This is a genomic window from Streptomyces sp. NPDC030021, assembly GCF_055574035.1.
In genome coordinates, this window is record NZ_JBVIAH010000051.1 from 1 (window position 1) to 4,550 (window position 4,550).

At 70.0% G+C, this 4,550-nt stretch carries 6 protein-coding genes; 3 read left to right on the forward strand and 3 right to left on the reverse strand.

The features are described 5' to 3' along the window. Window positions 1–131 precede the first annotated feature (131 nt). The 3 genes from ACZ4YL_RS41250 to ACZ4YL_RS41260 all read right to left on the reverse strand — a co-directional run bounded on the left by ACZ4YL_RS41250 (window position 132) and on the right by ACZ4YL_RS41260 (window position 2,265). Window positions 132–728, reverse strand: a complete 597-nt coding sequence (locus ACZ4YL_RS41250) for a Uma2 family endonuclease (protein ID WP_468123655.1) — start codon at window positions 726–728, stop codon at window positions 132–134. A gap of 536 nt (window positions 729–1,264) precedes the next feature. Then, window positions 1,265–1,798, reverse strand: a complete 534-nt coding sequence (locus tag ACZ4YL_RS41255) for a putative immunity protein (protein ID WP_468123657.1) — start codon at window positions 1,796–1,798, stop codon at window positions 1,265–1,267. Window positions 1,799–1,833: 35 nt separating this feature from the next. Beyond that, window positions 1,834–2,265, reverse strand: a complete 432-nt coding sequence (locus ACZ4YL_RS41260; RefSeq protein WP_468123658.1) for a MarR family winged helix-turn-helix transcriptional regulator — start codon at window positions 2,263–2,265, stop codon at window positions 1,834–1,836. 92 nt (window positions 2,266–2,357) lie between these two features. On the opposite strand from ACZ4YL_RS41260, the gene ACZ4YL_RS41265 reads away from it, so the two are divergent. From ACZ4YL_RS41265 to ACZ4YL_RS41275, 3 genes are all read left to right on the forward strand, one after another. Further along, entirely contained in the window at window positions 2,358–3,386 is a 1,029-nt protein-coding gene (locus tag ACZ4YL_RS41265; protein ID WP_468123659.1) for a quinone oxidoreductase family protein, read from the forward strand. Next, window positions 3,310–3,822, forward strand: a complete 513-nt coding sequence (locus ACZ4YL_RS41270) for an Imm21 family immunity protein (RefSeq protein ID WP_468123661.1) — start codon at window positions 3,310–3,312, stop codon at window positions 3,820–3,822. Before ACZ4YL_RS41265 ends, ACZ4YL_RS41270 begins: the two co-directional genes overlap by 77 nt. A 72-nt stretch (window positions 3,823–3,894) precedes the next feature. Further along, on the forward strand, window positions 3,895–4,245 hold the full coding sequence (locus tag ACZ4YL_RS41275; RefSeq protein ID WP_468123663.1) for a hypothetical protein: 351 nt from the start codon (window positions 3,895–3,897) through the stop codon (window positions 4,243–4,245). The last annotated feature ends 305 nt before the right edge of the window (window positions 4,246–4,550 follow it).

Here is a 4,550-nt window from a genome sequence, read left to right on the forward strand (position 1 = left end):
GGAGAGTAGGACGCCGCCGAACAATCATTGCGGAAGCCCCGCACCAACCCGTTCAGGGTTCGGTGCGGGGCTTTTCTGCGTTCACGGGCCGGAATGCGGAGCCGGCCGAAGCAGCGGCCGCGGCCCGTGCTTCACCAGTCGGCGGGATAGCTCTTGAGGGTGCTCGTGTCCAGAGTCCAGCGGCCGGCGGTGACGACGTCCCCGAAGGAGTAGGGGACCGTCTTGCGGTACCGGGTGCCGTCGGGCCCTGCGGAGGAGTCGCTGTGCACGGTGACGGTCCGATTGTCCTTGCGGGGGTCCACGACGACGTACAGAGGGACACCCATCCTGGGGTAGTCGTGCAGCTTGTCGCGGATGTCAGTGAGGGGATTCGTGCGGGAGACGACCTCCACCACCATCAGGACATCACGGGAGTTGACGACCTTCGCTGTGTCATCGGTGTCCTCTTCCGCGATGACCATGAGATCGGGGACCTTGGTGAGGCCCGTTTGAGGATCGCCCATGTTCGTGTCGTTGAGGGCCATGACCTCTGGCGTCTGCGCCTCGATCTGGCGGCGCAGACGCACCACATTGAGTCCGTGCGGAGCCGTGGGGCTCATCATCGTGAGGAAGATCTGACCATCGGTGGTCTGCACCTTCCACTGGTCCTCCTGGTGCTCGGCCAGCTCCGCGAGCTGCTCCGCGAAGTCGTGCATGCGGCGCATCTGCTCGGGGGTGAGGTCGCCCATGATTTCCTCCTGGTGGGTGCTCGACCAGCCTAGCCAGCAAGCGGCGGTGAGGCCTCGGCCTCGTCGGTTCGCCGCCGGCGCGAATCGCGGCGAAGCCCAGGTACCGCCCGAGTACGATGCGGCGGGCGGAGCCGGGGCGCTCCGGTACCGCCCGCAGGGAGGGGGTGAGCGACTTGGCGATGTTGTTGAAGCGAACGTGGGTCGACTGGGCTGTCGTCGTGTACATGGTTGTGACCGCGGCCGGGTGTGAGAGTCCCTTCATGATCGCCCTCTGTACGGTCGTCGCGGTTGTTGCAGCAGTCGTCGGCGCGCGCACGACATGGCAGCTGGTACGTGTGCCCCGAAACTCGTGAATGAAGCCCACGGACGGATCCCACCCGCAGGCCGAGCGCCCTCTCGTGCGCGATGTGGTTGAGCTGGTCGAGGGCGTCGTCGTGGTTCATGCCGGTCATTCGTCGACGGGCGTGGCGAGCACACTTCCACAGCACCCCGGGGTGATTCGAGTTCCCGGCACTCCGTGAAGGCACAGCCTTCACTCAGCGGCGCAGGGCGGCGTCGAGCTCGTAGTAGAGGGCGTCCAGCCGACTGCGACCGGGGCTGCGAGCCGGCATCCGGCGCAGCAGTGCGCGCACCTCCGGCGGGGCGTGCTCGATCGCCCATCGAATCTCCTCGTCGGCGGCGCCCGTGTCATCGCCCGTGTCATCTCCCGCGGCGAGCTCCCGCGCGAGGGCCTCGTACACGGCGGGCCCCAGTACGTGCTTCGACTGGTGTGGGGTGGCCAGCGGGTGGATGTACGGGGTCGCGGCCGCGTGGCATGCGGCGCGGGCGGCGGCCGTGGCCGCCGGGTCGCCGACCTCGCGCGCCGCCGCGTGGGCCGCCCAGGCGAGGGAACGTAGCTTCGCGGTCCGCTTGCCCTCGCGTACGAAGGCCCGGATGCCTTCGATCGCCTCACGAGGGCGGGGGTCGGCGGGGGCCTTCGCCTCGAACAGCGGGAGGGCCCGCTCGACGCAATCGGCGGCCCAGAGTCCGAGTTGTCGGCGGTCTTCTTCGCTGATGGTCACCTCGTCCATCCGCCCATCATGCGCGTGTTCGGCGTTCGGTGGACCTACGGGGCTTCGTGGAGCCGGGTCAGCAGGGCCACCAGGCGCTCCCGTTCGGCCGGGCCGAGCGGGGCGAGGAACTCGGCGTTGGCGGCTTCGGCCAGGGCCGCGCAGCGGGTGAGTACGGCGGTCCCTTCCGGGGTGATGGTGACGGCGTTCTTGCGGCGGTCGTCGGGGTCCGGGGCGCGCAGTACGAGGCCCGCCTCCTGGAGGTGGTTGAGCATGCCGACCATGTCCTTGGGGTCGACGGCGAGCCGGCGGCCCAAGTCGGCCTGGGCGACGGGCCCGTACTCGGCGGTGGCGGCCAGCACCGCGTGGTGCATGAGCTTCAGTCCCTCCGCGGCGACCGCCGCCGCGACCAGCTCGCGGCCGCGTGCCGCGACGCGGCCGACGAGCCAGGAGGGCAGGGACTGGATGTGCTGGAGGGCCGAGGTCATGGGCCCACCCTACCCAAAGTCGTTGGACATCCCCACGACTTTGGCCTTATCGTTGGGACATCCAATGAAAATTGTCGGGTCGGGGAGGTCCTGTGCTGCGTATTCGCCATGAGGTCGACGGTGGGCCGGAGGTGCTGTTCGCCGAGCAGGCCGACGTACCCGCGGCGGGCGCCGGAGAGCTGCTGATCCGGGTGGAGGCGGTCGGCGTGACCCTGCCGACCGTGCGCAAGGTGCGGGAGGGCAGTGAGCCCGTCCCGCTCGGCGGCGAAGTGGCGGGGACCGTCGTCGGCACCGGCCCGGGCGTCACCGGCTTCACCGCCGGGGAACGCGTCACCGGACTGTGCTTCGCCGATGCCTACGCCGAGTACGCGGTGCTCAACACCGCGATGACCTCCCGGATCCCGGCAGGCGCAGGCGCCGTGGAGGCGGTCGCGCTGGTCCGCAGCGGGCTGGTCGCCCGCGGCGCGTACGAGGCCGCGCGCGTGGAGCCCGGCGAGTCGGTCCTGGTGACGGCGGCGGCCAGCGCCGTAGGGACGCTCGCCCTCCAGTACGCGAAGGCCGGCGGGGCGGGACGCGTCGTCGCGGCCGTCAGCAGCGCGGACAAGGCCGGCTTCGTCCGCGGCCTGGGCGCCGACGAGGTCGTCCTGTACGGGGACGCCGACTGGGGCGGCCCGTACGACGTGATCCTCGACGGCGTCGGCGGCGACCTGCTCGGACCCGCCGTACGGACCCTGGCGACGGGCGGCCGCCTGGTGGCCTTCAGCTCCGGCGGTGGCACGGTGCAGGCGTACGAACTCCTGCTCCGCGGAGCCTCGTTGATCGGCTTCCAGATGCGGGCCGTCGCCACCGGCAAGCCCGAACTGTACGAGCGCTGGCTGCGCGAGCTGTGGCAGCTGCGCGCCGCGGGCACCCTGCGCACGGCCGTGCACGAGGAGATCCCCCTCGCCGAGGCCGCCCGCGCCCACGCGGTCATCGAGCAGCGCCGGAACCTCGGCAAGGTCGTACTGGTCCCCTGGACGGGGAGTCGGCATCTAACCTCGCGCCATGACGAGATATGCGGATCCAGGACTGGTCGACTGGGTGGAGTCCGGCGGGGGGCCGCTGGTCGTGGTGCCGGCTGAGTTGCTGACCCGGTGGGAGGGGGCGGACAGCGAAGGCCCGGAATCTGACTACGACAGGGCCTGCGCGGTCGTCGGCCATACCGGATTGCTCGCGGTAGGCCCGTCGCACGCGCTGGTACTGGGTGACGAGCCCTCGTCGACGGCGTTCCTCCCGGAGCACGGGGTCTTCGTACGGTGGGTGGCGGCCGAGTCGGAAGCGGAACTGCTGGGCAGCGTCGGGGCGGCGTTGGCGGATGCGGCCTGGGGGGACGGCCAGGTCTGGGACGTGCCGGGGCCGGTCGTGCTGTTCGACTCCGCATGGCCCGGCTCCGAGGTGGAGCCCGACAATCATGCACGGGTGGATCTGGCGGCCGGCCGGTACGAGGTCCGGGCCGCGCCGGCGCAGCCGACCCCCGAGACCGCCTTCCAGCTGGTCCGACTGCTCCCGTTGCGGTAGCGGGCCGCGCGAGCGGTACGGGTCCTGCAGATCTCGACTCGGGCGTCCGAGTAGCGGTCTAGCCCGCTGTCCATGGATCTGGATGCCGAACTCATCGCTCTGGCAGCCCAAGAGGACCTTCCCGCCGACCCGGATTCCGCAGCGCGTAGAGCGGTCGCCGCCCACCCGGACCTGCCTGTCGGTCTGTGCGACGTGCTGGCGGAAGACCCGGACATGTTCGTACGAGACGCGATGGCGGCTCGGGCGGACACTCCGGAGGCCATGCGTGAGTGGGCGGCGGCCACGTTGGAGCCCGAGAGTCCCCTCGACGAGTGGATGCTGTCGTTCGATCGCAGCACCCACACGTGCCCCTCATCTGCACCGGTCCCGCCGCCCCTGACCAGGCAACAGGCCGAAGCGCTGCCCGCCCGGGCCGACCTGTAGGTCCGCTCGTGGGGGCGGTGCCCCGGGCCGTTTTGACACCCCCCAGGCCGAGTTGTAGAGTCAAACGGTTGCCTCGAACTGGACAAGTTCGGCAGCCCACCCCCCAAGGAATGCAATTCTGTGTGGGGTGCACTCGATTCTTCAGGAATCCGAAGCCGGGGAAATCCGGTGGAGAACTTCTGATAGAGTCGGAACCGCCGGAAAGGGAAACGCGAAAGCGAAAACCTGGAAAGCGCCGAGGAAGTCGGACACGAAAGAGTCTGATAGAGTCGGAAACGCAAGAACAGAACGAAAGCCCGGAGGAA